The sequence below is a fragment of the Bacteroidia bacterium genome (genome assembly GCA_040880525.1).
Classification (GTDB): domain Bacteria; phylum Bacteroidota; class Bacteroidia; order CAILMK01; family JBBDIG01; genus JBBDIG01.
In genome coordinates this window covers 1-24,238 of sequence record JBBDIG010000040.1, presented here as the reverse complement: position 1 = coordinate 24,238, position 24,238 = coordinate 1, and the positions used below count along the sequence as shown (strand labels likewise).

The 24,238-nt window shown below is 43.9% G+C and carries 24 protein-coding genes and 1 pseudogene; 10 read left to right on the top strand and 15 right to left on the bottom strand.

Annotated features, from left to right (window positions below; all coding sequences use genetic code 11):
- Window positions 1-25 precede the first annotated feature (25 nt).
- Entirely contained in the window at window positions 26-1,315 is a 1,290-nt protein-coding gene (locus tag WD077_11670; GenBank protein MEX0967889.1) for a glycosyltransferase, read from the top strand.
- 11 nt (window positions 1,316-1,326) lie between these two features.
- Window positions 1,327-2,661, top strand: coding sequence for a flippase (locus WD077_11665; protein ID MEX0967888.1), 1,335 nt, complete (start codon window positions 1,327-1,329; stop codon window positions 2,659-2,661).
- Here the strand turns inward: WD077_11665 and WD077_11660 are convergent.
- The 3 genes from WD077_11660 to WD077_11650 all read right to left on the bottom strand — a co-directional run bounded on the left by WD077_11660 (window position 2,658) and on the right by WD077_11650 (window position 7,053).
- A complete protein-coding gene (locus WD077_11660; GenBank protein ID MEX0967887.1) occupies window positions 2,658-3,959 on the bottom strand; it encodes a hypothetical protein in 1,302 nt (433 codons plus the stop codon). The two genes, WD077_11665 and WD077_11660, sit on opposite strands and share 4 nt — an antisense overlap.
- A gap of 173 nt (window positions 3,960-4,132) precedes the next feature.
- Window positions 4,133-5,041, bottom strand: coding sequence for a sulfotransferase domain-containing protein (locus WD077_11655; GenBank protein MEX0967886.1), 909 nt, complete (start codon window positions 5,039-5,041; stop codon window positions 4,133-4,135).
- Between the two features lie 101 nt (window positions 5,042-5,142).
- Window positions 5,143-7,053, bottom strand: coding sequence for a M1 family metallopeptidase (locus tag WD077_11650; protein MEX0967885.1), 1,911 nt, complete (start codon window positions 7,051-7,053; stop codon window positions 5,143-5,145).
- A gap of 132 nt (window positions 7,054-7,185) precedes the next feature.
- Between WD077_11650 and WD077_11645 the strand changes: the two genes are divergently transcribed.
- On the top strand, window positions 7,186-7,536 hold the full coding sequence (locus tag WD077_11645; protein ID MEX0967884.1) for a phage holin family protein: 351 nt from the start codon (window positions 7,186-7,188) through the stop codon (window positions 7,534-7,536).
- Between the two features lie 4 nt (window positions 7,537-7,540).
- Here WD077_11645 and WD077_11640 read toward each other — a convergent pair whose 3' ends face one another.
- Window positions 7,541-7,780 (bottom strand): YkoF family thiamine/hydroxymethylpyrimidine-binding protein, encoded by a 240-nt coding sequence (locus WD077_11640; protein MEX0967883.1) that lies wholly within the window; start codon window positions 7,778-7,780, stop codon window positions 7,541-7,543.
- 177 nt (window positions 7,781-7,957) lie between these two features.
- On the opposite strand from WD077_11640, the gene WD077_11635 reads away from it, so the two are divergent.
- The 3 genes from WD077_11635 (at window position 7,958) to WD077_11625 (ending at window position 12,970) form a co-directional block, all read left to right on the top strand.
- Entirely contained in the window at window positions 7,958-10,033 is a 2,076-nt protein-coding gene (locus tag WD077_11635; GenBank protein ID MEX0967882.1) for a hypothetical protein, read from the top strand.
- An 83-nt stretch (window positions 10,034-10,116) separates the two neighbouring features.
- Window positions 10,117-11,505 carry a sigma-54 dependent transcriptional regulator gene (locus WD077_11630; protein ID MEX0967881.1) on the top strand — a complete coding sequence of 463 codons (1,389 nt, stop codon included), beginning with the start codon at window positions 10,117-10,119 and terminating at the stop codon, window positions 11,503-11,505.
- 205 nt (window positions 11,506-11,710) lie between these two features.
- A complete protein-coding gene (locus tag WD077_11625) occupies window positions 11,711-12,970 on the top strand; it encodes a DUF389 domain-containing protein (protein ID MEX0967880.1) in 1,260 nt (419 codons plus the stop codon).
- Window positions 12,971-13,053: 83 nt separating this feature from the next.
- Here WD077_11625 and WD077_11620 read toward each other — a convergent pair whose 3' ends face one another.
- Window positions 13,054-13,899: an aminotransferase class IV gene (locus WD077_11620; protein ID MEX0967879.1), complete on the bottom strand. Its 846-nt coding sequence runs from the start codon at window positions 13,897-13,899 to the stop codon at window positions 13,054-13,056.
- A 187-nt stretch (window positions 13,900-14,086) separates the two neighbouring features.
- Here WD077_11620 and WD077_11615 point away from each other — a divergent pair, with 187 nt between their 5' ends.
- Window positions 14,087-14,518, top strand: a complete 432-nt coding sequence (locus WD077_11615; protein MEX0967878.1) for a hypothetical protein — start codon at window positions 14,087-14,089, stop codon at window positions 14,516-14,518.
- A gap of 33 nt (window positions 14,519-14,551) precedes the next feature.
- Here WD077_11615 and WD077_11610 read toward each other — a convergent pair whose 3' ends face one another.
- Entirely contained in the window at window positions 14,552-15,175 is a 624-nt protein-coding gene (locus WD077_11610; GenBank protein ID MEX0967877.1) for an NUDIX domain-containing protein, read from the bottom strand.
- Here WD077_11610 and pyrE point away from each other — a divergent pair.
- Window positions 15,174-15,815 carry an orotate phosphoribosyltransferase gene (gene pyrE / locus WD077_11605; GenBank protein ID MEX0967876.1) on the top strand — a complete coding sequence of 214 codons (642 nt, stop codon included), beginning with the start codon at window positions 15,174-15,176 and terminating at the stop codon, window positions 15,813-15,815. The genes WD077_11610 and pyrE overlap by 2 nt on opposite strands.
- 31 nt (window positions 15,816-15,846) lie before the next feature.
- Here the strand turns inward: pyrE and WD077_11600 are convergent, their stop codons facing one another.
- The 4 genes from WD077_11600 to WD077_11585 form a co-directional block, all read right to left on the bottom strand.
- The gene (locus tag WD077_11600; GenBank protein MEX0967875.1) at window positions 15,847-17,058 is read right to left on the bottom strand and encodes an AAA family ATPase; all 1,212 of its coding nucleotides are present in this window, start codon (window positions 17,056-17,058) and stop codon (window positions 15,847-15,849) included.
- 129 nt (window positions 17,059-17,187) lie between these two features.
- Window positions 17,188-18,150, bottom strand: a complete 963-nt coding sequence (locus WD077_11595; GenBank protein ID MEX0967874.1) for a glycosyltransferase family A protein — start codon at window positions 18,148-18,150, stop codon at window positions 17,188-17,190.
- Window positions 18,126-19,283 carry a glycosyltransferase gene (locus tag WD077_11590; GenBank protein ID MEX0967873.1) on the bottom strand — a complete coding sequence of 386 codons (1,158 nt, stop codon included), beginning with the start codon at window positions 19,281-19,283 and terminating at the stop codon, window positions 18,126-18,128. Before WD077_11590 ends, WD077_11595 begins: the two co-directional genes overlap by 25 nt.
- Window positions 19,268-20,560, bottom strand: a complete 1,293-nt coding sequence (locus tag WD077_11585; protein MEX0967872.1) for a fatty acid--CoA ligase family protein — start codon at window positions 20,558-20,560, stop codon at window positions 19,268-19,270. The genes WD077_11590 and WD077_11585 overlap by 16 nt, the downstream gene beginning before the upstream one ends.
- Window positions 20,561-20,776: 216 nt before the next feature.
- On the opposite strand from WD077_11585, the gene WD077_11580 reads away from it, so the two are divergent.
- Together WD077_11580 and WD077_11575 are read left to right on the top strand one after the other, a co-directional pair.
- On the top strand, window positions 20,777-21,310 hold the full coding sequence (locus tag WD077_11580) for a T9SS type A sorting domain-containing protein (GenBank protein MEX0967871.1): 534 nt from the start codon (window positions 20,777-20,779) through the stop codon (window positions 21,308-21,310).
- A 192-nt stretch (window positions 21,311-21,502) separates the two neighbouring features.
- On the top strand, window positions 21,503-21,718 hold the full coding sequence (locus WD077_11575; protein MEX0967870.1) for a DUF3185 family protein: 216 nt from the start codon (window positions 21,503-21,505) through the stop codon (window positions 21,716-21,718).
- A 217-nt stretch (window positions 21,719-21,935) separates the two neighbouring features.
- Here WD077_11575 and WD077_11570 read toward each other — a convergent pair.
- The 5 genes and pseudogenes from WD077_11570 to WD077_11550 all read right to left on the bottom strand — a co-directional run bounded on the left by WD077_11570 (window position 21,936) and on the right by WD077_11550 (window position 24,053).
- Window positions 21,936-22,218: pseudogene (locus WD077_11570) on the bottom strand (type II toxin-antitoxin system PemK/MazF family toxin).
- A gap of 16 nt (window positions 22,219-22,234) precedes the next feature.
- Window positions 22,235-22,474 (bottom strand): hypothetical protein, encoded by a 240-nt coding sequence (locus WD077_11565; protein ID MEX0967869.1) that lies wholly within the window; start codon window positions 22,472-22,474, stop codon window positions 22,235-22,237.
- A 79-nt stretch (window positions 22,475-22,553) separates the two neighbouring features.
- On the bottom strand, window positions 22,554-23,522 hold the full coding sequence (locus WD077_11560; protein MEX0967868.1) for a HipA domain-containing protein: 969 nt from the start codon (window positions 23,520-23,522) through the stop codon (window positions 22,554-22,556).
- Complete coding sequence (locus tag WD077_11555; GenBank protein ID MEX0967867.1) at window positions 23,512-23,847, bottom strand: HipA N-terminal domain-containing protein; 336 nt, start codon at window positions 23,845-23,847, stop codon at window positions 23,512-23,514. The genes WD077_11560 and WD077_11555 overlap by 11 nt, the downstream gene beginning before the upstream one ends.
- Window positions 23,844-24,053: a type II toxin-antitoxin system Y4mF family antitoxin gene (locus tag WD077_11550; protein ID MEX0967866.1), complete on the bottom strand. Its 210-nt coding sequence runs from the start codon at window positions 24,051-24,053 to the stop codon at window positions 23,844-23,846. Before WD077_11550 ends, WD077_11555 begins: the two co-directional genes overlap by 4 nt.
- Window positions 24,054-24,238: the final 185 nt, after the last annotated feature.

Below are 24,238 nucleotides of genomic sequence, written 5' to 3'. Positions count from 1 at the left end.
ATTTGCAGAACAAATCGAAAACCAAATGAAGATTGCTTTAATTAATGCGACTGATTTCGGTTCAGGGGCGGCAAATGCCTGTTACCGTTTGATGGCATCATTAAATAGTGCCGGGGCCTCCGCTAAAATGATCGTTCAGAAACAGAAAGGACCACCGCACCCTCACATCATCCCAATTTTAAAGAAACGTTGGCAAAAGTTTCCGTATTTACTCAGGCATTTAGGACAGAAGCAAGCATTAAAACCCTATCAGGTTGAGCGAGCCCATGGATTCTCTCTATCATCGGGGAACCCTTCTTTAATGAATCATCCATTTTTGAAAGAAGCCGACATTATTAACCTTCATTTTCCAAATGATTTTTTTGTTTCGGTCGCCCAAATAAAAAAACTGTCTGAGTTAAAAAAGCCGTTCTTTATAACCTTACATGATATGTGGTTATTTACAGGTGGATGCCACTACAGTATGGGCTGCGACAAGTATGTCGCCCATTGTAAGTCTTGTCCTGCCTTGAACAGCAGCATTGAAAAAGATTTGTCTTATCGCCTGTTTGAAAAAAAGTTGAACTATTTTGAGCATCTGTCTTGTCATATTATTACTCCAAGCCAATGGCTTCAGTCCAGGGCGCTAGAAAGCAGACTGTTCTCAGATACCCCGGTTTCTTTAGCGCGTTACGGCCTGGATTTGTCCTTGTTTAAATCAGAATCTAAAGAAGAATGCCAGCGATATTTTAATATAGAGCCTGACGAAAACAAAGTGGACATACTATTTGGAGGGGTAAATTCTGTTGATGATAAACGAAAAGGTATAGAGTACCTGCTTGATGCCCTGGAAGAAGTAATTAGAACCAGGCCTGAACTTTCCAAAAAAATAAGATTGCTCATCTTTGGTGTTGAGAGTGCAGATCTAAAACTGGCATCCACTCTTGAAATTAAATTTTTAGGAAAAATATATGATGAAAAATTAATCCCTAAATGCTATAATGCTTGTGATATTTTTATTCTGCCTTCTTTAGAGGACAATTTGCCCAATACGATAATTGAAGCAATGGCCTGCGGTATACCCATCATTGCATTTGATGTGGGAGGCATTCCTGAAATGATCGTGGATAGAATAACCGGCCACTTAGTGAAACCACGGGATAAGATTGATCTTGCGGTTAAAATCATATCCCTAACTGAGAATTCCGCACGGAAGCAGATGGGCGAAAAGGCGCGCGAGAAAGCAACAAATATGTTCAGTTATGAAAAATGTGCTAGCAGCCATCTCAGCCTATTTCAAAAGGCACTAGACGCATTTCAGAAAAGCTCCTTGTAAAAAAAGAAGATTTGAGAGCATTATTTAAATCTGAATATTTTCTTAATTACTTCTACAGTATATCATGGCAGTTTTTTGAAAAAATATTGACCCTTATTTCAAATATGCTTATAGGCATATTATTAGCGAGGTATTTGAAACCAGAGGGATACGGAGCATTGAACTACGCTGTTGGATGGATGCTGATATTTCTTCCGATTGCCAATTTTGGGCTCAACAGGATAATAGTGCGGGAGCTGGTCAACGACCCTGAAAAAGAAGACGTATACCTGGGTACGGCTTTAGCTCTTAGCCTGGGGAATGCTGTGTTGGCTTTTGGCCTGGTAATGTTCCTTATTCATCTGGTTCTGGACGAGGACCCGGTCTCTAAATTGTTGATATTTATTGTTTCCACCAATCTTATTTTACAATCAACAAATGTTTTTGAACCTTACTATTATGCTAAAGTAAGGCTCAAATTTTTGTCCATTGCCAAGATAATTGCGCTGATACTATCAGGTTCTACCAAGATTGCATTGATAATAATGGAAATGCCCCTGGAATACTTTGCGATTACCTTTTCCCTTGAAACCTTAGTAATAATCACAACACTGTTTTCTTTCTATCGCTCCAAAGAGGGTAAATCCGTTTCGAACTGGAAATTCGATTTAAAGGTAGCTTTAAATTATTTGAAAGAAGGGTGGCCTCTTATTTTGGCAGGAGCATTTAGTACTTTAAATCTGCGTGTAGATCAGCTTATGATTAAAAAACTATTGGGCAAGGCCGATACCGGATACTATTCAGCAGCCGTAAAAATTAGTGAAGCATATATTTTTATTGGAATAATACTAACAGAAACTTTATTTCCGGCAATTATAAATGGTAAAAAGCTGGGCCAGCAAATTTATCACCAGCGCATTCAGCAACTCTATGATCTTTTGGTCTGGACAGCTCTTTTCTTTAACGTCAGTATATTCATATTTGCTGAGTATCTGATTGTACTTCCCTTTGGCGAAGCCTATGCACCGGCAGTCGCTCCCTTGAGGTTTTTATCATTTGCCGGCCTCTTTACTTTTATGGCTTTGCTCAGCCACAAAATATTGATCGTTGAAAAGTTGCAACATCTGGTAACTGTGAGCTACCTGGTGGGCAGTATTTTCAATATTGTCTTTAATTTTCTGTTGCTACCTGTATTAGGTATTAGTGGTGCCGCAATTTCTTCGATAGCTACCTATGCGATAGTTTTATTCTATTATAATATTGTATTCAAATCCTGTCGATTCAATTTAATCCTGATGTTAAATTCATTTAATATCGTCAGAATTTCTAAGACTCTAATAAGAAGTATCAGGAAGGATAAGCATTAGATTTTCCTTTCATCTTTAAATTTAAGGACAAAAAGAATGCGATCTACATCTAAGCTCACTTCTTCGATAACCTCACAGTAGATTTTAACACTAGCCCTGAACCACTCTATTGAATACCACGAGGGCGCTTGTGATCCCCCACTACCTTTCAGACCCAACGGCATAAATTCTATCAGCAAAAACTTCCGGGTATACGTCAGCAATACTTGCAAAATAGCATGAATGGAATATCGCTCGGTTAATAATAAATTATGTATTTCTGCCAAAACCAAAACTGCATCGGAACAGAGCCGGATAGAGGCTGATAAATGATGAATATTGTTGATGGGATTTAAAAAATTCAGTAATAGGGGTGAAACAGTGATATTGCATACTTTAATCGAATTATACAGCCTTTCTACTATGTGATAATTATAACCAGCATAAGTTATTCTGTCGTACCTTTTTTGATCACTTAGTGCGCAGGACAATATACCTTCCATGCCTCCAAGTTCGAGTACTGTCTTGACTTGAAGCCTGGACAGTACCTCTTCTATAGTTTCTAATTTAGAAGAAACAGATTCAGAATTCCTGGCTAAGAATGTGGTTCCTGAGTTCCCTTCCTTTTCGTTGGATTTGATCTTTATCCTTTTAATTGTTCTGCTAAGTTTCGCAAAGCTCACAGATTGAAAGGGTAAAAGATTATTTCTCAGCAACCATGACAACAAATCAATTCTTTTCCCCTTTTTGCTCAGCAGGCCTGAATTCAGAGAAATCTTTCTGAATTTATAAATATTGGTAAGGACTTTATCCACTGTACTTGCTTTTAAATATCTTAAAACCGGATATTTATATAAATAAAAAGTAGTATGTGCAATTAAATTCAACCGACCGGACAGCATATATCTCGCTAAAAAAGTGCTCTGATCAGCCCACATTCGTAAAGGATAAAGAAAATATTTTATGAATTCTTCATAAGCCATCCAATTCATTTTGTTGGTTCCCAAAGGAACAAAACTTCCAATATCAACAAACTTGGGAGTACCATAGTGAAAGAGCACGTTCAGGCCATGTCCGTCTTTAGTTTGATAACCGTAATTTCTTGCAATTTCATTTACTTTTAATATCGTGATTCCTGCATCCTGCAACATTCCAAAGGTCCACTCATAAGGATAGGAAATAACCGGTATTTTCTCATGACTGAGAACTAAGCCGAAATTTTCCAGTCGATATTTGGATATACAGGTCTGGGGTATAAGTTCTTTGGAATTTAATTCTTTGATAAGTCCTGAATCAAATAAGCTGCGAATCTCATGCACAAAATCTTTCCGTATTGCCCTGAAAATGCCTCCCTTCCATTCAAAGACGACTCCTACCTCATCGCTGCGATGGGGCCCGAAGTTGACTTCCTCTGTAGGTATTCTATACTCCACATTCATAATTCCTCGTGCATTTCTGCCAGTCCGTTCCTTTGGCTTAATTGCATCGCATCCTATTCATCCAGCCAAGTATAGAAGTCCTTCCCTGTAAGCTTGCACAATCTATTTATGTCCGGCTCATATTTTTTTAACAGTCTTTTTCTGAGATCCGGATCAAGCTTAGGAGGTTTAGCGCTTATTTGAGTAAGCCTAACAAGAGAGTCCCTTTCCTTTTTAGATTCCTTCTCTCCTAATAAATGCCCATCAACAACTTCTTTAATATTATTCAATTTTCTTAAAGCAAAAGTAATATAGGAGGAATGGACCAGCTTGCTATCGTTCAATATTTTAGGACTCAAAGAAGTTGGTTCAGCTTCCAGAAACGCACAAACTTCATTGTAAACCTGGCGGGAATTTGCCACCAAATCCTCAAATTTTAATATCAAGGTAGGAAAAAGCTTCAAATATCTTTCAACTTGCCTGGAATATAAACCTGATGCAAAATAGCGGTAATTCCAATAATATTCCGGTTCCCAAAAATTAGGTATTCTTTTGCTTTTCCGCCTGTTTCCGGCTTCAAGCGCTTTTTCAAATGTATTCAAATACTCATATCCTTCCTGCACCATCCAGTTATAGAGGGAGTAAGCACGATCAGCAGGATTTCTCAGAATTATTATAATTTTTGCTTCAGGATTAAATTCGTAAATATTCTTGGATGCCGAGGGATCTGTTAAATAGGCGGTGGAGGCTTCACCGATCACTTGACCAGGATAAGCCCCGGAAAATAATTTCAGATACCTTTTAAAGGTCATTTTTTCTCTCTTGGCTAAGTCAGAAAAAAACTTTGGTTCTTTAACCAATTCATCTCCGGGAACATATACACTATCATTTTCCTTCAGATAATACCAAAGGCTAGTGGTTCCACTCTTAGCCGCTCCAACTATAAAAAAATCAGGTATTTTATTCTCTGCACTGGTGTTCATTTTATCGGTTTAACGTTAATATCGTTTTCCTTTAAATTAAGAAGTGCTACTGAAATTAAAATGTTTCGCAATTATTTCTCTCTGCTTAAGAATTCCACCCCTCACTCTCTCTCCCACTCCACTACGTCATCAATAGTTCCTGTGGAGACGGAATGATAGCTGGGGCGGGCTTGATTGTAAATTTTCAGAGCCCTTTGTTTTCCTTCAGGAGTTGCCACCATCTCGGTGTAGAGTGGGGTGAGGAACTTCCTGCGGCCTATTTTGGTCAGGAATCTTTCCAGGGCGGGGTAGGCTGCGGTGTAGTTGTTACGGATGGCGGTGCGGTACCAGGCGGCTTGTATTTCTGAATTGCCGGAGGTGGTGAATCCAAAGGATGTGTCAAGTTCCGCCATTTGTTCCTCGCTCATTTCATGAGGCAACTGGCGAATGAAGCGCAACCATTCATGCGAACTCCATCCTGATGTATCAAGGTTGCCTGCCGGTTCTCCTTCTTTCCAGGCTTCTACCTGGCTCTCTACATGAGCAAAGCGCTGGGATTCAACTTCTGCAATATTGTCCGGCAATCCTCTGCCATATACCCATTTGCCCACTTGTAATTGCTCATACAGCGTATCATCATTGTTCAAAAGATTTTCCTTCATATAAGCCAGAAAATATGAGGTAGTCATAGGTTCAAAGGCAAATTTGTCAAAATACTTTTTCAGGAAATTGTCAAATTTTTCGCGACCTGTATTTTCCTCAAGCATTCTTAAAAAGAAATATCCTTTTTCATAGGCCACGTCCGTGAGGCCGTCATCAGGATTTCGGCCTTCAAGGTCGAGTTTCAACCTGGTATCATCAGGATTTTCCCCCATCAATCGTTCTACGGTGCTTCGCAGATCCTGAATACCGAGCAGGGCCAGCATCTCTGAATATTCGCGGCCATAAAGCGCTTCCATTATGCGCCTTTCCAGGTATACCGTAAAGCCTTCGTTCAGCCAGAAGTCATTCCAGTTGGCATTGGTAACGAGATTGCCGCTCCAGGAGTGTGCAAGCTCATGTGCCACAAGTGCTGTGAGCGATCTGTCTCCTGCCAGAATGGTAGGCGTGGCAAAAGTCAGCCGCGGATTTTCCATGCCTCCAAAAGGAAAGCTGGGAGGTAAAACGATGAGATCATACCGCTCCCAGCGATAAGGGCCGTAGAGCTCCTCCGTTGATTCCAGCATTTTCTCCATATCTGCAAATTCATACACCGAGGCATCTGCCATACTGGGTTCAGCATATATACCCGTGCGCCTGCCGATAGGCCGGAATTCAAGATCGCCCACCGCGAGCGCCATGAGGTAGGAAGGAATGGGCTGCGACATCTCAAAATTGTAAATGCCATCTTCCGTTTTTTCCTGGGGATTTTCTGCGCTCATAACCGCCATCATTTCGCGGGGCACGGTAACTTGTGCATTATAGGTGAACCGGATGCCTGGGCCGTCCTGCAACGGGATCCAGGTGCGGGCAAGGATTGCCTGGCTTTGGGTATAAAGGAAGGGATGTTTGCCGCCAGCCGTTTGCCGGGGTTCAAGCCAGTCGAGCGCGTCTGCTTCGGGTCCGGTAACATATTCTACCGTTACCTTCTTTACATTCGATGTGATCCTAATGGTAAGCGGCTGTCCCATCATCTCATTTCCCTCTCCCAGATCCCAGACTGCCGGTTCTTCGCTTTTGTCAATGGTAACACTCTTTATTTCCAGGCCTCGGGTATCAAGAATGAATTGCTCTGCATCAGATGCCGTTTCCAGCGTGTAAATGCTTTTGCCCAGAAGTCGTTTTTGCTCAAAATCCACCGTTAGCTCAAGGTCCAGATGTTGAATGCGGGCTTCATCCGGATTTGCATAAGAATGCGGATCAGAAAATGAGGTATTGCTCATGGTGGTGTCAGCAGTAGTTTCTCCGTTTTGGCCCTGCCGGTCCTGGCTGCCTGTGCAACTTGTGGTCAGGGTGCCTGCCAGCAGGCAGCTTAAGATCATCAGGTATCTCACTTCAGTTTGTTTTTTTGATGGTAAAGAGCCGCGAATTTAGTTATTCTGCTTTCATTTATTTTCAATGATCTGCAAAACAGCCCAGGTCCGTATGATGTACCTACCTTTGATCATTCATATAAAATCCAAAAGATGTTAAGATTTATTTTAAATATCGCTTTATCGGCATTGGCCGTAATGCTGTGCGCCTGGCTGCTGCCGGGGGTTTCGGTTACCGGATTTTGGATTGCCGTGGTAGTTGTGGCCATTCTTGCGCTGCTCAATGCATTTGTAAAACCTGTCCTTATTCTTCTTACTATTCCTCTTACGGTTTTTACGCTTGGACTCTTTTTACTTGTCATCAATGCCGTAATTATCATGTTGACGGATTGGCTCATTCCCGGCTTTGTAGTGCGCAATTTCTGGTGGGCACTGCTCTTCAGCCTCATCCTTTCCATTGTGAACAGCCTTATTGATACCTTCATTCCGCGAAGCAAAAGTTAACTCTTTATCTAAGATCTCGGGCTGAGAGCTTCATTACAGCAATTGAGGGCTGCCGGCTTAATACTTCCTTCAGCTCAGTGGAAAGTAATTTCATTATCTCGTCATAATCCCCAAAAATCTGGGTGCTGAATGAATTTACCTCTACTTCCAACTTCTCATTCTTTTTTATGCTGTTTATAAAATCCAGGATTATTTCCTTGTAATTTTCTTCCAAAGGATAAAAACTTATTTCCAAAGATGCCATGATTTTTTATTTATTAAATTTAATATACCATAAAAAGTTTATAATTAAACAGGTAAAATAATAGCGGCAATGGTTCTGGTATTTTCCCTTGTTTTCCGTTCCTCAATCGCATGAATTCATGGATTTTTAATATTCGTCCGCTTTATCCTGCTGTTCTTTTCATCTAATTTTGCAGGTATGATCATGCTTCGTTTTGCGCTTTTTATTCTCCTCTCCTGCATTGCTTTCAGCGGATATAGCCAGCCCTATCTCTCCGACTATACCGATGCGGGCAATATCGGACTTAGCATCAGCAATACCGGTACGATTGGCCGACCCAATGTGAGGAATGATCCCTCCGGCCCTCCTTCAATGGAATATCCCTTAGGTTCCGGGATAGAGCATCTGTTCGAGGGTGGGATCTGGATCGGGGCACAATTCAATGGCAACACCACAGTATCTACAGCCGCTTTCGATGCGCCTTCAGGCTACACCACCGGTGCAAGCGGATTTGAGTTTACTACCCTGAGTGGCATTGTTGAACGCAGCAGCCTCCCCGGCAGTGAGAACTTCTCCTCCGCTGCCATTTCTCACCAGGATTTTGTTACCAATTTTACTGACAGCAACGTGATCGTGCCCGGCACTAATATCCCTGTGCAGGATCATAACCTACCGCTCATGGCCGTAGTTAACCTCGAAAGTTACGCCTGGAATTTTTCATTTGCCGATTTCTTCGTGATCCTGAATTATTCTCTGACAAATCATTCTAATTCGTCCTGGGATTCAGTTTATTTAGGAATGTGGAGCGATTTGGTGGTGAGGAATGTAAACGTAACGCAGGAAAGCGGATCAGCCTTTTTCAATAAAGGCGGTGGTGGTTTTTCAGATTCTGCTTCGGCTATTTATGCATATCAGGTAAGCGGAGATGATTTTGATTATACGCGATCCTATGGCGCTTCTCAGATCCTGGGCGTAACCTGGCGAGACCAGTATTTTCATCCGGAAAATGATACGACCTTCACAACTCAGGGATTATCAGCTCCCCGGATCAACGGCAATTTCTGGAATTTCCGGTCTTTTGATGGCAGCCTTTTCGGAGCTCCCGAAGACGATCTGGAACGCTATACTAAAATGAAAAACGGGATGGATTTTACTGACCAATCCACTCAATCCACATTAAAAGCAGCAACCAATAAAATTCAATTGATCAGTATCGGGGCCATTCCTGAAATTGCTCCGGGTGAGACCGTTCAGTTCACAATGGCGATGGTGGCGGCCCGACAACTGGACGATCCGTCATCTCCGGAGCTTGATACCCGCGTGGCACGGCAGGAACTCATGGAACACCTCAACTGGAGCAAGCGAACCTATCTTGGCGAAGACCTGAACGCAAACGGGGAGCTTGATGCGAATGAAGATCTGAACAGCAATAATTCGCTGGATCGCTTCATTCTTCCTGAACCACCTGCATCACCAAAAGTAAAGATCCAGCCGCGAGACAATGCCGTGGATATTTATTGGACCAATAATTCCGTCAGCTCCATTGATCCCATTTCCAAGAAACAGGATTTTGAAGGATTCAAATTATACCGTACGAAACCGGGAGATGACTTGCAGGGAACCGGAAGCAATGAACCTATACTCATTGCTCAATGGGACAGCGCTGGGAACAATGTAGGATTTAACAATGGTTTCGAAGACATCAGTTTGCGACATCCCGTGCCGATTGATTCATTACATTATCATTTTAGATATACAATTAATGATATGCTCAATGGATGGCAATACCGGTTTATCCTGACGGCTTTTGATGAAGGCGATGAAAACCTGGGCCTGGAGCCGCTGGAATCCAGCTTTACTGAAAATACTTTCCGTGTATTCCCTGGAACCCCTCCTGCCGGAGAAAATGAAAATGTGGAAATTGGCGTGTATCCTAATCCTTATCGCACATCAGCCGCATGGGACGGCACTTCTTCCCGCACCCGGAAAATATATTTCTATAATCTTCCTGAAAGATGCGTAATCAACATCTACACGCTGGCAGGAGATGTAGTAGCAAAGCTGGAACACGATGCATCCAGCTATAATGGAGAAGACATTCGGTGGTTTCAGGATTTCAGTGGTAGCGGCAGCCGCGTGTTTTCCGGAGGCGAACATGCCTGGGATCTGCTATCAGAAAGCGGCCAGCAAGTAACGCAGGGGGTTTATCTCTTTGCGGTTGAAGATCTGGGTTCCAGTGAAATTAAACATGGTTCCTTTGCAATTCTCAAGTAGTCGGCTCTTGAGCAATTCCCTTTCACCTTATCTTGCGCCTTCCAACAACCCCGTCAGGTTGTTGTTAAATCCGTAAATATTTCATGATAAAATCAAAAGAGCCGATGAAAAATGCGCCCAAAATCCTGATCGTGGACGATGAAGAAATGATTCGTGAAACGCTGAAGGATATTTTGCAATCGGAAAAGTACCAGGTGGAAGAGGCCCGCGATGGTGCCGAAGCAATAGGCCTTATCAAGAAAAACACATTCGATGTAATACTTTGTGATATAAAAATGCCGAAAGTAGATGGGATGGAAGTATTGGAGAAAACCATGGAAGTTTCACCCGATACGCCTTTTATAATGATCTCCGGCCATGGAACAATTGAGACAGCAGTAGAAGCCACAAAAAAGGGCGCTTTCGATTTTATTGCCAAGCCTCCTGATCTCAACCGGTTGCTGATCACCATTCGAAACGCTATGGAGAAATCGGACCTGATTACTGAGACCAAGACGCTGAAACGCAGAGTGAGCAAAACACGGGACATCATCGGGGAATCAAATGCCATCACTCACATCAAGGAAACCATTGATAAAGTAGCACCTACGGAGGCCCGGGTTCTCATAACCGGTGAAAATGGCACAGGCAAGGAACTGGTGGCGCGATGGCTCCATGAAAAAAGTCAGCGGGCAGATGGTCCACTGGTGGAGGTGAACTGTGCGGCCATTCCATCTGAATTGATTGAAAGCGAACTGTTTGGCCATGAAAAAGGCTCCTTTACATCTGCCATCCGCAGGCGCATAGGGAAGTTTGAGCAGGCCAATGGGGGCACCCTCTTTATGGACGAGATCGGAGATATGAGTCTCTCCGCCCAGGCTAAGGTGTTGCGCGCGCTGCAGGAAAATAAGATCATGCGCGTGGGTGGCGATAAAATGATTGATGTAAACGTACGAATTGTGGCAGCCACAAACAAAAATCTTTTCAAGGAAATTGAAAAAGGCAATTTTCGTGAAGATCTTTACCATCGCCTCAGTGTAATTGTAATTCACGTGCCGCCACTTAACCAGCGTACCGAAGATATTCCCTCGCTGGCCCAGGAATTCCTCGATGAAATCATCACAGATTATTCAATGCCCAACAAGGAATTGACAGATGAGGCAATTGACGAGTTAAAGAAGCTGGAATGGACAGGAAATATTCGTGAACTACATAATGTGGTGGAACGGCTCGCCATCCTGAGCGGGGATAAAATAGTGGGCGATGATGTGAATGCTTTCGCAAAATCCGGAAAAGCCTCCTCCACTGGTAACGACCTGAACGTACACCGGTACGATACGCTGGAAGAATTCAAGGTTCACGCAGAGAAAGTATACATCCGAGAAAAGTTGAAGAACAACCAGTACGACATTGAAAGCACAGCCCGCCAGATAAACATGGATGAGAAAGAATTGCAGAAGAAAATGACGCTGTATGGCATTACGCTAACCTGAGTTGGTTGGCCCCTTCTGCTTCATTGGCTGCATAAAAACTTCAAATTATAGTTTATTTCAGTTTTAATTAAGCATTAAATTTTTAATTAAAAAACTGATATAAAATGTTTTAATTCAATACCGTATTTTTTTATGTGAGGTAAAGGAATGCCTAAACATCTGCGGCTAAGCCGGGTTTGGTAAAAAAATCAAAAACCCGTGTGCGATGCGCCAGCTCATACTAAAAGTTCCGAAAGGCCACAGAACAGGAATTGAAATAGCGGTAGAAAAATACGAGGGAAAAAACACTATCGTATTCCCGTCTGATGACAAGGAAGTATATATTTTATTTCTTCCAAATAAAACCCTCAATGGATTTCTAAAAGAAATTGACTTCGTGGAAAATGCGGAGATAAACTGGATACCACGGGGCGTGCTTTCGCTCTATCCGCCAAAAGAAGAGGCGCCCGATGAGGTGGCCGATGTGCAGCCAAAAAGCTCAATGGAAATATACCTGGGCGGTATCCAGAGTGTAGGTTCTATTTTTGGTTTAATAGGATATTCAATGGCTGCAGGAATCATCGTCTGGATTGGACTTTTTACCACCACCACTTATCTGCTTGTGGCCGCGATGCTGATAGCACCTTTTGCCGGCCCCGCCATGAATGCTGCATTGGGTACAGCAGCCGGAAAATTATCGCTGCTCAAAAGCAGCCTCCTCCGCTATGGCCTGGCGATAGGAACCGGCATAGCGGGCAGTTTTCTTCTTTCCGTAATTTTTAATCTTCAGATCCTCACTCCGCTGATGATCGAGATCAGCCATGTATCCAAGGTAGCTATATTTCTTCCAATAGTAGCAGGATTTGCAGGCGCACTCAATGTCTGCCAGTCAGAAAGGGACAGCTTGGTTTCGGGAGCTGCGGTCGGCATTTTGGTTGCGGCTTCACTTGCTCCGCCCACCGGCCTTCTTGGTGCAGGCATTTACCTCATGAACGGTGAGGTCGTTCTCAGCAGCCTTTTCAGAATTCTGATCCAGTTACTGGGAATTCATTTAGCCGCCACGGCCGTGTTTTACTTTTATGGAAAAGTCACGCCCGGAGGGATTCGTTTTCTGAAAGGAAAAAGAATTATCACCATTCTGACTGTTGCGGTAGTAATCGCAGGAATTTCCATGATGATGTATTGGCAATTCAGCAAACCACCATTCCTCCGCAAAGCCAGCATGAATACCGAACTTACAGAAGCGCTGCAAAAGGAAATGGAGAACATTGAGGGCATCCGGGCGCTGGAAAATAACGTTACATTTTCTGATAAAAAAAAGAACGGCAAATCCATTGTTACTTTTAAATCAACTGTTCTCTCTGCTGATACGCTTGCTGCACCTGCCGAAATAAGGCAAAGAATAATCAGGCACATGAAGAAAACCCTTCGATTTCCTGACAAAAATATTTATGAATCGTACTCCGTGGAAGTAATGGAAGATTAGCGCTTCCAGGCACGAACCTTATCAAATTCACTGCTCCGGCCAGATTGCGGTTTCAAATTAATGAAGCCGCTTTATCTAACTTATTAAATCGCCTTATTCAGCATTTTGGCCAGCTTCTTTGCCACCTTAAGTTTGTATTCGTGGATCTTATAATTCTTCACCCACCGGATTCCCTGGATAGTATTGGTGAGGAATAATTCATCAGCCTGAAAAAGTTCTTCGAGTGTAAGGGGAGTTTCCTGGACCTGCATTCCTTCCTTCTCCATGAGTTGCAGCAGGTGGGTGCGCATAATTCCAGAAATGCAGCCTTCGCTGAGCGGAGGAGTATATATCTTCCCGTCACGAATAAAAAAAATATTGGCGCTGATTGCTTCTATTACTCTCGATTTGGAATTTATAATAAAGCAGTCATCAAGATTATGTTCCTTCCGGTAAAGGCTGGCCATAACGTAAACCAGCGAATTTGAAGTCTTGAAATTTGAATAATGATTGGTGGTTTTTTCTATTTCGGTGTAAATATCCACCCTGAGCCCTTCTTCATTGAGCGGAAATCCTTGCACGTCATGTCCTCTTGCCTCCAGCACATATTCGCCCCCGTTTCGCTTGGGCGAATAAAGCCCTCCCTGCTGACGAAAGATGCTCAGCCGCAACCGTCCGTTTTCTGCCACGCCATTCTTGTCTGCAAGGCGGAGGATGGCATCCTGAAAAAATTCATAATTCCACTCTTCCGGTAATTCTATTTTGAGAAACCGTGCAGCATTAAAAAGACGCTGAATATGAAGTTCGAGCAAATGGGTCTTTCCATTAATGATCCTGATGGATTCAAACACACCGTCTCCATAACGAAATGATCGGTTTGCCACTGTGAATATCCTTTCATCTTCAGCGAAATAAGTTCCTGAAAGATCTACAAAACTTGCTTTTTCCATGTGGCTTTTTTCTTGGGAAATTTTTCAAATATAGGGGGAACTTTTTCAGGAATGAGCCTTTATCCCTTCGCGTCTTTCCTAAAGATCAATCCATCAAAATTGTTTACCTGTTCATAGGCTGTTAAGAAAATTTTTTATTTACCATAGCAATGAGCATCTTTCGCAGCTAAAGTCAGCGATTAATAATATGAATGTTTTCAAAAGCCGTTACCTCCCAAAAAGGAAAAACAAATTTGTAGTGCTGCAGGAATATGCTTCGCAAAATTATTTCCTTTTGTTTACCCTATTCATGCTGGTGCTTTTTTACCGGCTGGTGTATCACATGCCAATCCTTTGGACGGGCGTCATAGGCATTGCGCTCCTCATCATCATTTCAAACTTTATAGCCATTGTAAATATGAAGCGCAAACCCGTGATGATCGGTTTCGAGGGGCCATCCTTTTTTATTATGAGCGTCCATGATCTGGTATTCAACCGCGATGTGGAGACTTTTCCCATTCCTTATGCCAATGCACGATTCAAAAACGGCCAGCTCACCATCACCTATTTTGATAAAATATTAGAATTGAAGCAGGAGGACTGGCCGGATTGGGAACATATAAAGATCAATTTTATGTGAGGTCGGAAAAGGCTCGGCAGGACTTCTCTCGCTTCACTTTTCTTTTAGGTGCGGCAAAGCGGTCTTAGCCATGTCGCGAATACCCGGATAGGTCTTTTTCAGGGCTTCTTCCACTTTTGCGGCTGCCAACCATTCAGCATGAGTAATTCCTTCATTGGCCTGCGGAACAAGCTGCTCCTGCCCCGTTGTGGCAAAATACCAGTGAGTACGCTTCAGTTTGCGGCTGCCTCTCCGTGTGTAAGTATGATAGGTTACACCTGCTTTCTCCTGCAATTCCAGACTCTTCAGTCCACATTCCTCCATTACCTCCCGCTTGGCTCCTTCCCTGAACGATTCTTTTTTTTCCAGCTTTCCCTTGGGGAGATCCCACAAACCCAGGCGCACGATCATCAATAGCTTCTGCTCTCTGATCACCAGCCCGCCTCCGGCTATCACCAGTTCATGCATTTTTACAAACCGCTGAAAAATTTTCTTTGATTCTTTATCCAGAAAACAATACCCCTGATGAGTTGTCTCTTTCTCCAGTTCCTCAACGGCCTTTCGTATATCCTTTTTACCAGGGTGGATGAGCAGCTTCATCTCCGGATCCTTCATCAGCGGATTGTCCGTGATAATAAGAGGAGCGTTGTTTATGTAGATTTTATAGGTTTGCGACATGAAAACTGAGGATGAAATTGCGGTCAAAATTGCTGATTTTCTTTTGGAGATTAAAGCAGTAATTCTGCGGCCTGAAGAACCTTTTACCTGGGCATCGGGCTGGCGTTCTCCGGTATATTGTGATAACCGGCTGCTGCTCAGCTACCCGGAAATACGCAACTATGTGGAAAGCCAGTTTTGCTATAAAATCAGCGCAGACTTTCCCAACGCAGAAGCCATTGCAGGTGTTGCTACGGCAGGAATTCCTCATGCTGCTATCATTGCCAATCAAATGAACTTTCCTCTGGCATACGTGCGATCCAAAAAAAAGGAGCATGGTACGGGAAGCCTGATAGAAGGGCGTCTTGAAAAACGGCAGCGCGTAGTCGTGATCGAGGATCTGGTCTCCACGGGCAAAAGCAGCATTGAAGCCATTACAGCCTTGCGGGAGGCAGACGTAGACGTGCTGGGCCTGCTTTCCATTTTCAGCTATAACTTTCCGGTGGCTGCGGCTAATTTTTCTTCAGCATCCGTTAAGGCTTTTTCGCTTACCAGCTTTCCTGTGCTGATACAAAGAGCTGTAGCCCGGAACTATATTAAATCCGAAATGCTGGAAACCCTGGAAGAATGGCGTGATAATCCCGCATCCTGGGGAAGATGATTTTTTTGGAATACCTGAATTTCCCTCGTCTTTAATATAGAAACCCAAACATCCATAGCGGAATGGTCCTGCCTGAGCCATATTCGAGATCATCAAGAGCCCGGAATCCGTTTTTCACTCCTTTAATCTGCCGCGTAGTTTTGCTTTTCCCACCTACTTCAAATATATGCTGACCATTTACCAGGAAATCTCCGGTTGCCGGAAAATTGAGTTGCTCCCGGAAGCGTACCTGATTGGCAAAAAATGTTTCGCGTAGCGCACCCTTATCAGTATTTGAAAAAAGCATAAAGCTCAGATTTGTATTATCCAGGAAAATTTTATTCGGCTTCTGCAATTGAGAAATGCCCTGACTTTTCCTGTACAGGTTCGTCAGCAACCCGGCATCTTCCAGGTGGTGAACGTATTGGAGAAGTGTAGTCCGGTTAATCCCGATGCGCTCGCTCAGCTTGCTGATATTGGGTATAAACGGAGATGATTGCGCTATTACGGCCAATAGCTGCTTTATTTTCGGGACATATCCAAGATCCAGATGCCGCAATTGCGGTAATTCTATTTCGAGGATCAGGTTCGCCACTTCTTCCAGTTTATGGTAGTAGAGCTTTTCTGATTCTTTAAAAAACGGGTAATAGCCTTTTTGCAGGTAATGCTGGAAATGCGCCAGGGGTTTTACCTTTTCAAGAATGTCCGTTGCAATTTCTGCATGATGTTCAAGAATTTCAGGCAATGTAAGCGCAGGTATCTTCACCTTGTGCTGCAAAGCAAGGTACTCCCGAAACGAGAGTCCCTGAAGGTTGAACACAACCGCTCTTCGGCTCAGGTCCGCCCTGGCATTCAAAATTTCCAGCAATGACGAGCCGGTGAAAATGACTTTTAATTCCGGCAGGTCATCGTAAATATTTTTCAGTTCCTGCGCCCATCCGGAGTATTTGTGTACTTCATCCAAAAGCAAAAGGCAGCCATCCCGCTTCAGGAAATCATCTGCCAGGCTGTAAAGGGTGTTGGTAGCAAACCAGAAATTATCGAGGCTGACGTACAATACTTTAGTTCGCCATTCCGGCTGCATCCGGGCATATTGAAGCAACAAGGTAGTCTTGCCTGTTCCGCGCGGTCCTTTTAAGCCCAGCAGACGATGGTCTTCATCAAAGAATTTCAGCGCTGATCGCTCAAAGGGGAATTTGAGGGAACTAACTTGTTTTATGTATTTTTCAATAATATGCTCCATTATGTTCGTTTCAGTAAACAAAAATACGATATTTTGCTTATCACAACAAACATTTTTTGGATATTTTGTATAGTGGAGTATACATTTTTAGAATTTATTGTTCATCACAGTGAACAAAATACTGGGATATTGTTCCAAAAGATTTAAATACTATTCGTTAAAATCCCGTTTTTTCCAGACCAAAATTTTTATCAGTGCTTTGGAATACAACCAGGTAGAGAATAATTTAACTACCACCCACTCCCGATAGGTAAATGCCCCTGATTGATAAAGCGGGATTCGTGAAGCAAATAGCAGTGATTTTACCAATCCGTAAAAGTTGTGGAGAAGCTGCATAGAAGTGGGACGCAATTGGGAATAGCGCTCAGGATACCGCTTTGCCAGGTCAAGCATTCCTTTGTAAATGCGCGTCTGCACCCGGAATTGCTGCTGCCAGTCCTTAGCCGGATGCAATGCCATAGCCGCATCAAAGTACGTTTGAGACAATCCCAATCCGTGCAATCGCTGCCCAAACTCCCGGTCACCTCCCGAAAAGATATGGTCGTCAAACAGCCCGGTTTTCTCAAAAGCCTGCTTTTGCACGGCCAGGCAGCAGGTAAGGCCAAAGTTATGCGCCTGAACATAACGGGCAGTCTGGAATGCAGTCAGCCGGAAGAATTTCTCGCTCAACTTCTCTTCATGTTCTTTCTGAATGCGCACTTCGCAAGCTATGTAGGCGAACTGTGCGAGCAAAGGCTTCAGCTTCAAAAACCAGTCTGGCGGCAGCAAAATCGAATCATCCAGAAAAATGAGATAAGGCGCGGTAGCCTGCCGGATCCCAAGATTCCGGGCATTGTAAGAACCTTTGGATGTGTGAACAGGAATTTCATAAACAGAAAATGGAAACGCTAAATTTTTGAGAAAACCGGAAATGGCCGGGTCGGCTCCGTCATTCACCACAATTACTTCTGCCTGGGTCAATCCTTCCTGAGCCTCCAGGCTCACAAGCGTAGTACGAAGACCTGAGAGTTTTCTGCGAACAGGTATGATAAAGGAAATTTGCAAAGGAAATAGCGTTGGCGGCAAAGGTACACTGCTGTAAAAGATGACTATTGTCCAAATTTCTGCGCCCACAGTGCATTGATCAACTGTGCCTGCTTTGGACCGATGTCGTTCCAGAAAAAATGAGCAGCCATGCGGTCTATGGCTGCGGCTGATTTCCGGCTGAGCACATCCGGTTCCAGCATTTCCAGCACTGCCCGCTTTATCTCTTCTACATCTCTTTCTTCGCAAAGAATGCCGCACGGATCGGTCACCACTTCCGGAATGTCTGCATGGCGGCTGGTAATGAAAGGCAGCCCGCCAGCCATCAGGTCCATCAGCACCACGGGCGATCCGCCTTCTGTGTCGCCATCTGCCGCGCTTACGCTGGTGTGCATTCCAAAGTGGCACTGCAAAGCCAGCGCGCGCAATTGATCGAACTCAAGGTATCCGTGAAATATCGTATTTCCCTCCAGCACAAACTCCCGGATGGTGGTTTGCATCCGGTTCCAATATTCCCGGTCAGGCAGATAATCTTGCCGCTCTGCTCCCACCAGGTTGATCGTAAAGTTCTTCAGGCGACCTTCCTGTTTTAGTTCGCCCAACGCCTGTAGCGCATACACGATCCCTTTCTTTTCCGTAAAACCGGAAGCGATCAGGATTTCTACCTTGCCGCCCTCATAGTTCCGGATTATCGTCTTTTCCGGCTGCGAAGTGCCGAGAGGGATTACATATATTTTTTTCTGGGAACAGCCCATTTCACGAAGCCTGGCCGCCATAGCATTTCCTTCCGCAATAAATGCATCGCACTGTTTAAAAAGCCTGTGGTAGCGCTCTTCCCAACGTCCATCCTGCTGAATGATCCTTTTAAGATCATAGCCATAAAATCGGGTAATGTGTAAATCCGCCTTTAGCTTTAGATCGCTCCAGCCACGGTTACCAAAATGGGAAAACAGCACAACCGGAGTCCCGATCTTATCAAGTTCAGCCTGGCGCCAGGGCTTGGGGTTTCGAAATTTCCGTGATAACCTGCTGAGCAGATCATTGCTTTCGTCCGGCTTCACGCGTATTTCGCTGGCCGGTGGCGAAATGGGTAGCACTTCTTCGGCAAAAATTATTTGATTTGAAAAGGGCAGGTTACGGTATTGCTCCCAAATCCAGCGTTGCGTAACGGGCAGCCATTTATCCACACTATGAATGAGGCGAAAAGTCATTTCTTCTTCCATCGGTTTGAAATGCCAATCTTCGCACTGAACCTGAATTTGACCGGAACCTGATGAGGCAAAAGCCGCTCACGGCAATGCTTTCGCAATTCAGTTCTGAGGTCAGCACCTTTTTCTTCGGTCAATACTTCTGCACAAATTATTTGGCCGAGGAGCGGATGAGGCTCTGCAAAAACGCGCACCTCCTGAATTTTGGGATGTTCGAGCAATACAGCCTCCACGACTTCCGGATGTACCTTTTCTCCCCCTGTATTGATAATGCGGCTGCTCCGGCCCAATATCCGGAAACTACCTGTATTTTCTTCTGCCAGGTCATTGGTAGAAATGTATTCGCCAGGATCATCCTGGTTCAGGTAGCCGAGAAATGCCGGATGCCGCTTCACTTGTAGGGAGCCGTTGGTGATCCGCATCCCGTTTTTTATGGCTGTGAGACTTTCTGTCCCCGAATTGCTCATTGCCACCACACCGCTTTCCGTGGTTCCAAACGTCTGGCGGATTTCTGCCTGTGGGAAAACCTGGCTCAGCCGCCTAATCAAAGCGGGAGCAATAGCCTCGGCCCCCAGATTAATCCAGCGCAGATCCGGTAGCGGATGCAACACAGGAATTCCGGCTGCCAGCGCCATCCTGAAGAAGCTGGGCGTAGCGCTGAGAAAATTTGCACGGTGATCTTCCGCGGCTCTAAAAATTTCGGCCGGTTGCGAAATTTCAGGTATTACCAGAGTGCCCCCGGAGCAGAGCACGCGCAGACACACGTCCAGCCCACCAAAATGATCGAACGGCATCACAGGAACAGTAACCAGATTTTTCGCAGAACGATGCAGGTAATCCATGATAAAATCCTGAAAACTGTACATAACCTGCTTGGATGGTCCTTCGCTCCCGCTGGTAAGGAGAATCAATGCCGCTTCGCCTTTATGCTCCAATGCAAGCAATTTTTGCGGCTTTTGGCTTTTCCCCTGCTGAATTAAATTAATTTTATCAGAAGAAAAATTAATTTGATAACTCCAAAAAACATCATCTGTGGTAAAGCATAAATCCCGGGGTGCCAATACCAGGTGAAAACCTGCTTCGAGGGCAGCAAAAAATGCAGCAATGGTATTTATTGAATATTTGCCTTTTAACAACAAAATTTGTTGAGCGTGATATTGCCTTCGCCAGGTCTCTGAAATCTCCCTGATCTGCGCTATCAGCTCTGAAAAAGTGATGCTTTTATTTTTAGAAACAATCGCCTTTTGAGCATCAAATTGTGCAAGATGAGTAAGAAGTTGTGAGGCGTCCAATTAATTCTAATTTAATTCTGTGCGTAATTCTGGTGATTTTTTAAATTAAGAATATTTCATTTGAACCTGATCGTTCTACCTCGAATTTAGCCACATATAGATGTAAAGTTCAAAATGGTAATATTAAGAATTTTGTTTGTTCCGACAACAGCCTCGCGCCCGGTACATTGGTTATGGATACCATTACTGTCAACTTAACCGCGTAGGTACGAGCGAATGCTCGCACCAGTATGGGGTTCACAGGGCAGCAGCCAGTATACGCCTAACATTCGCAACTACGACATTTACGTAGCCAAAGACACAGGCGTGTACCAGCTATGGCTTCCCAACACCACAGCTAAATTCACCGGTACGATTGACCATACCTATCGCTTCTTTTCCATTCCCAAGAGTGAAGATGGACAAGTGGAGTTTGCCCCGGCACAATACGATGCCATTACCACTATAACCGATACCCTTACCGGCATTCATCGAAAGTCAAACACCGCAGCACTCAGCTTAAGCCTCTATCCTAATCCATCTACGGGAGAGCTGAACCTTGCCCTTGCGATTCCGGAAAGCGGAATTGTGCAAGTAGAGATGTTGGACATGACCAGCAGGAGAATCACAGCGATGCAAGAGAAGCACTTTAGCCACGGAACCCACAACTGGCACCTCGGCCAGGCCACCACGATACATCCCGGCATCTATTTCGTCCGGCTTACCATCAATGGCCGCCAGGTAGTGAAGAAGTGGGTGAAGACGGAGTAGCAGTATCCCTGACCTTCCGTTTGGAACAGTAAAAAAGCAGCAATCTCATGTGTGGTTGCTGTTTTTTGGTTTAGATGTAAAGGAATGGACGAGGCAGGATTGGGATAAATGAGGTCATGGACAAGATGGCCCTTACAGGTTTTAAAGAACAAACTGACCGATTGTGGCCTTTCATCCTTACAATAAACCAACATGAAAAAAATTATCGGAATCATTCTCCTCGTAGCAGGCATCATCATGGGCGTTGCAGGCTTTATGCAAATGGACGACAGTCAACATGAGGCCAACCTCGGCCCCATTAGCATTGAAGCCACCGACAACAAAGGCATGAACTCCGGCCTGATGCTCCTCATCGCAGGCGCTGTGGCCACGGTTGGCGGGATTGTCTTGTTGGTGGGGAAAAAGTAAGGGGTGGTCTAAATTGCCTTTTTCAGTTGTCCGGTTTTTTGGAATATTGCCTTCCGAGCCTTCTGCATTTCGCCTTCAGGTCGCTCCCGTATTTTGTGGGCGGTCGGTTTGGGTCAGGACTTCTATACTTTAACTTGAGGAGTTGTAAATTTTGAAGGGCGAGTAGTGTTAAATCTCTCACGGATTTACTAAACCTGCACCAACCCTACCTCCCCCACTATTCAAAGTCAAGCACCGCTTTCAAATTCTCCTTCACTACAGTTGCGGTAAGTGGAGGTATTGTGCCGATTTTCCTAATCCATCGCTTGTTGTCAATTGCCCGAAGTTGGTCCATCATAATGTCGCAGTCCTCCATTACGTTTGCCACACCGGCCTGGAGATGCACCCTAAGGATTTGAGAACGCTTGATAATGTTGGTGGCCAACGGAATTTAGCAGGTTAGTTTGCACCACCAGTACAGGCCGCGTTTTGCCTGGCTCACTTCCGAGTTGCGGGTTCAGATCAGCAATCCATATTTCATATTGCTAAACCATTTTCCTCCAATCCTTCGAATTCTTTCAGGACTGACATGGAATCCTCTTGTACCAGTGCTGATTCTTCCTTTAACTTTTCTGATAGCAACAGCCGCTTTTGATATTGATTATAATGATCAATCGCCTCGTTGATGTACCGGTTCCTTGGCTTTTGCAATTTTTTGAGGATGGCTTCAGTAGTTGCAAACACGGCTTCATCCAACTTTAGCGATAAGGTCTTCATCTGATTTTCTAAGTATTTAATTTTTGGGGAATACAAAAAATAAACTTTGCGGATGACAATTCAGGTTCTTAAGTCTCATTTATGCACCATTATTTGGCGATTTTAGTTTTAATCCCAATTGCTCACACCTTAAGTCAAATACTTCCTTGTAGGCAGTTTTCATATCATCTGACAAGAATGAGTGCTCAATCCAGTTAAATGCGTTTGGTTTGTTTTTGATCATTCGTTGAAATGCCCCTTTGACCTGCTTTCCGGAAAGCCCTAATACTTCGCCTAATTGCTCGAAATGTTCCCGCTTCAATTTCTTTTTCTTTCCAACCAATGTCAGGGCAAGCTCCTCCTTATCTTCTGGTAATACGATAGCCACATTCAATAAATCATAAGCAGACGCCAGTACCCATCCAGAAGGACTTTCGATCATCGAAAAATTTTTTAAATGCATATCATTGTTTCCGGTAAGAAATGAGAAAAGGACTAACTCAAAGTAGAAGACTTTATCAAGCAATGTATTGTCAGAATAACTTCCGAGTGCCTTACCAACTTTCTCCAGGGAGCTTTTATATTTATCAAATGCCTCGGTGATCTGAAACATATCTATCATGTGGATCTTCTCGCCCGTTGCTGTACGGTCAACCCGCTTGGTGATGTAGGATAGCTCACCGGAAGACAAGCGGATCAATGATGAAGGCACTACTCGGATCCCGAAACTTTCGGCCATGCGCATGGTCACATGTTCGTTTTGGGGAATTTCCGGAAAGCGGTCTGATGGCGGTTTCAGAATATATTGCCCGCCTAAAGCCCCGACTACCGTCAACCGTGTATCAGCACTCTCTGTGGTTTTCTTCACCAATGACATGGAGAGTTTTGGCTGAACACCCGGTACGGAAATGCTACGTTCCACCACATTCTTCGCTAGTTCATCCATTTGATCTAGCGAATATTCTATTTCAGGTGGTGTGGAAGTGCCAAAAAATTCCAGTGAACACTTTTGATGAAAGTTGAGTCCTTCTTCAACAGACACATAGCAATATAAACATCTATTCCCCATCACCTGCTACTATTGGTTCAACGCTTACGGCCCCTATACAATCCTTACAGCATGCCAGCAATAATCCCATCCGGTCATTCTTATTGATCTTCCAATTTTCGGAGGCAATGTCCAATAGCCATCCCTCAGGAATCAGCCCTTCAAAAAAGGGAAAGAGCCGTTTATCCTCGTAAGGCTGAGCTGTAACCGGCATTGTGAATGTGATGAACCCATCCGGATGATCTTTTACGTATTGATCATCATATTGAAATACGTACTCTCCATCATTTGTTTCCGTAATAACCCCGGCCAAATGATCTTTATAAAATACCTTTCCTTGTCTCATTCATCCAGGTCTTTCGTGCTAACCGGAGCCAGCTCATGTCCAAACATACGGAGAACAAGGTTCACCTTATCCATATTCAGGTTCGTTTTGCCCTGCTCTATTTTCCGTACAACTGTGAGGGCAACACCCGCACGTTCAGCAAATTCTTCCTGAGTAAGCGATACCTCTTTTCTACGCTCTTTGACAAACTCCGCCAATTGCTTCATTATATGCTTTTAAATATAATAACAGTCAAATGTACTAAATTATATGCAATTAGATATACTCAGGTGGAAGATAGTAATATTGTATGCGTTTGCATATAGTAAAGTGAATTGCAATTTTATATGGATTCTTGAATTTTGACTAACGTCAAACCTCATCATTGCAAATCAGGCAGTTACAATTCCGA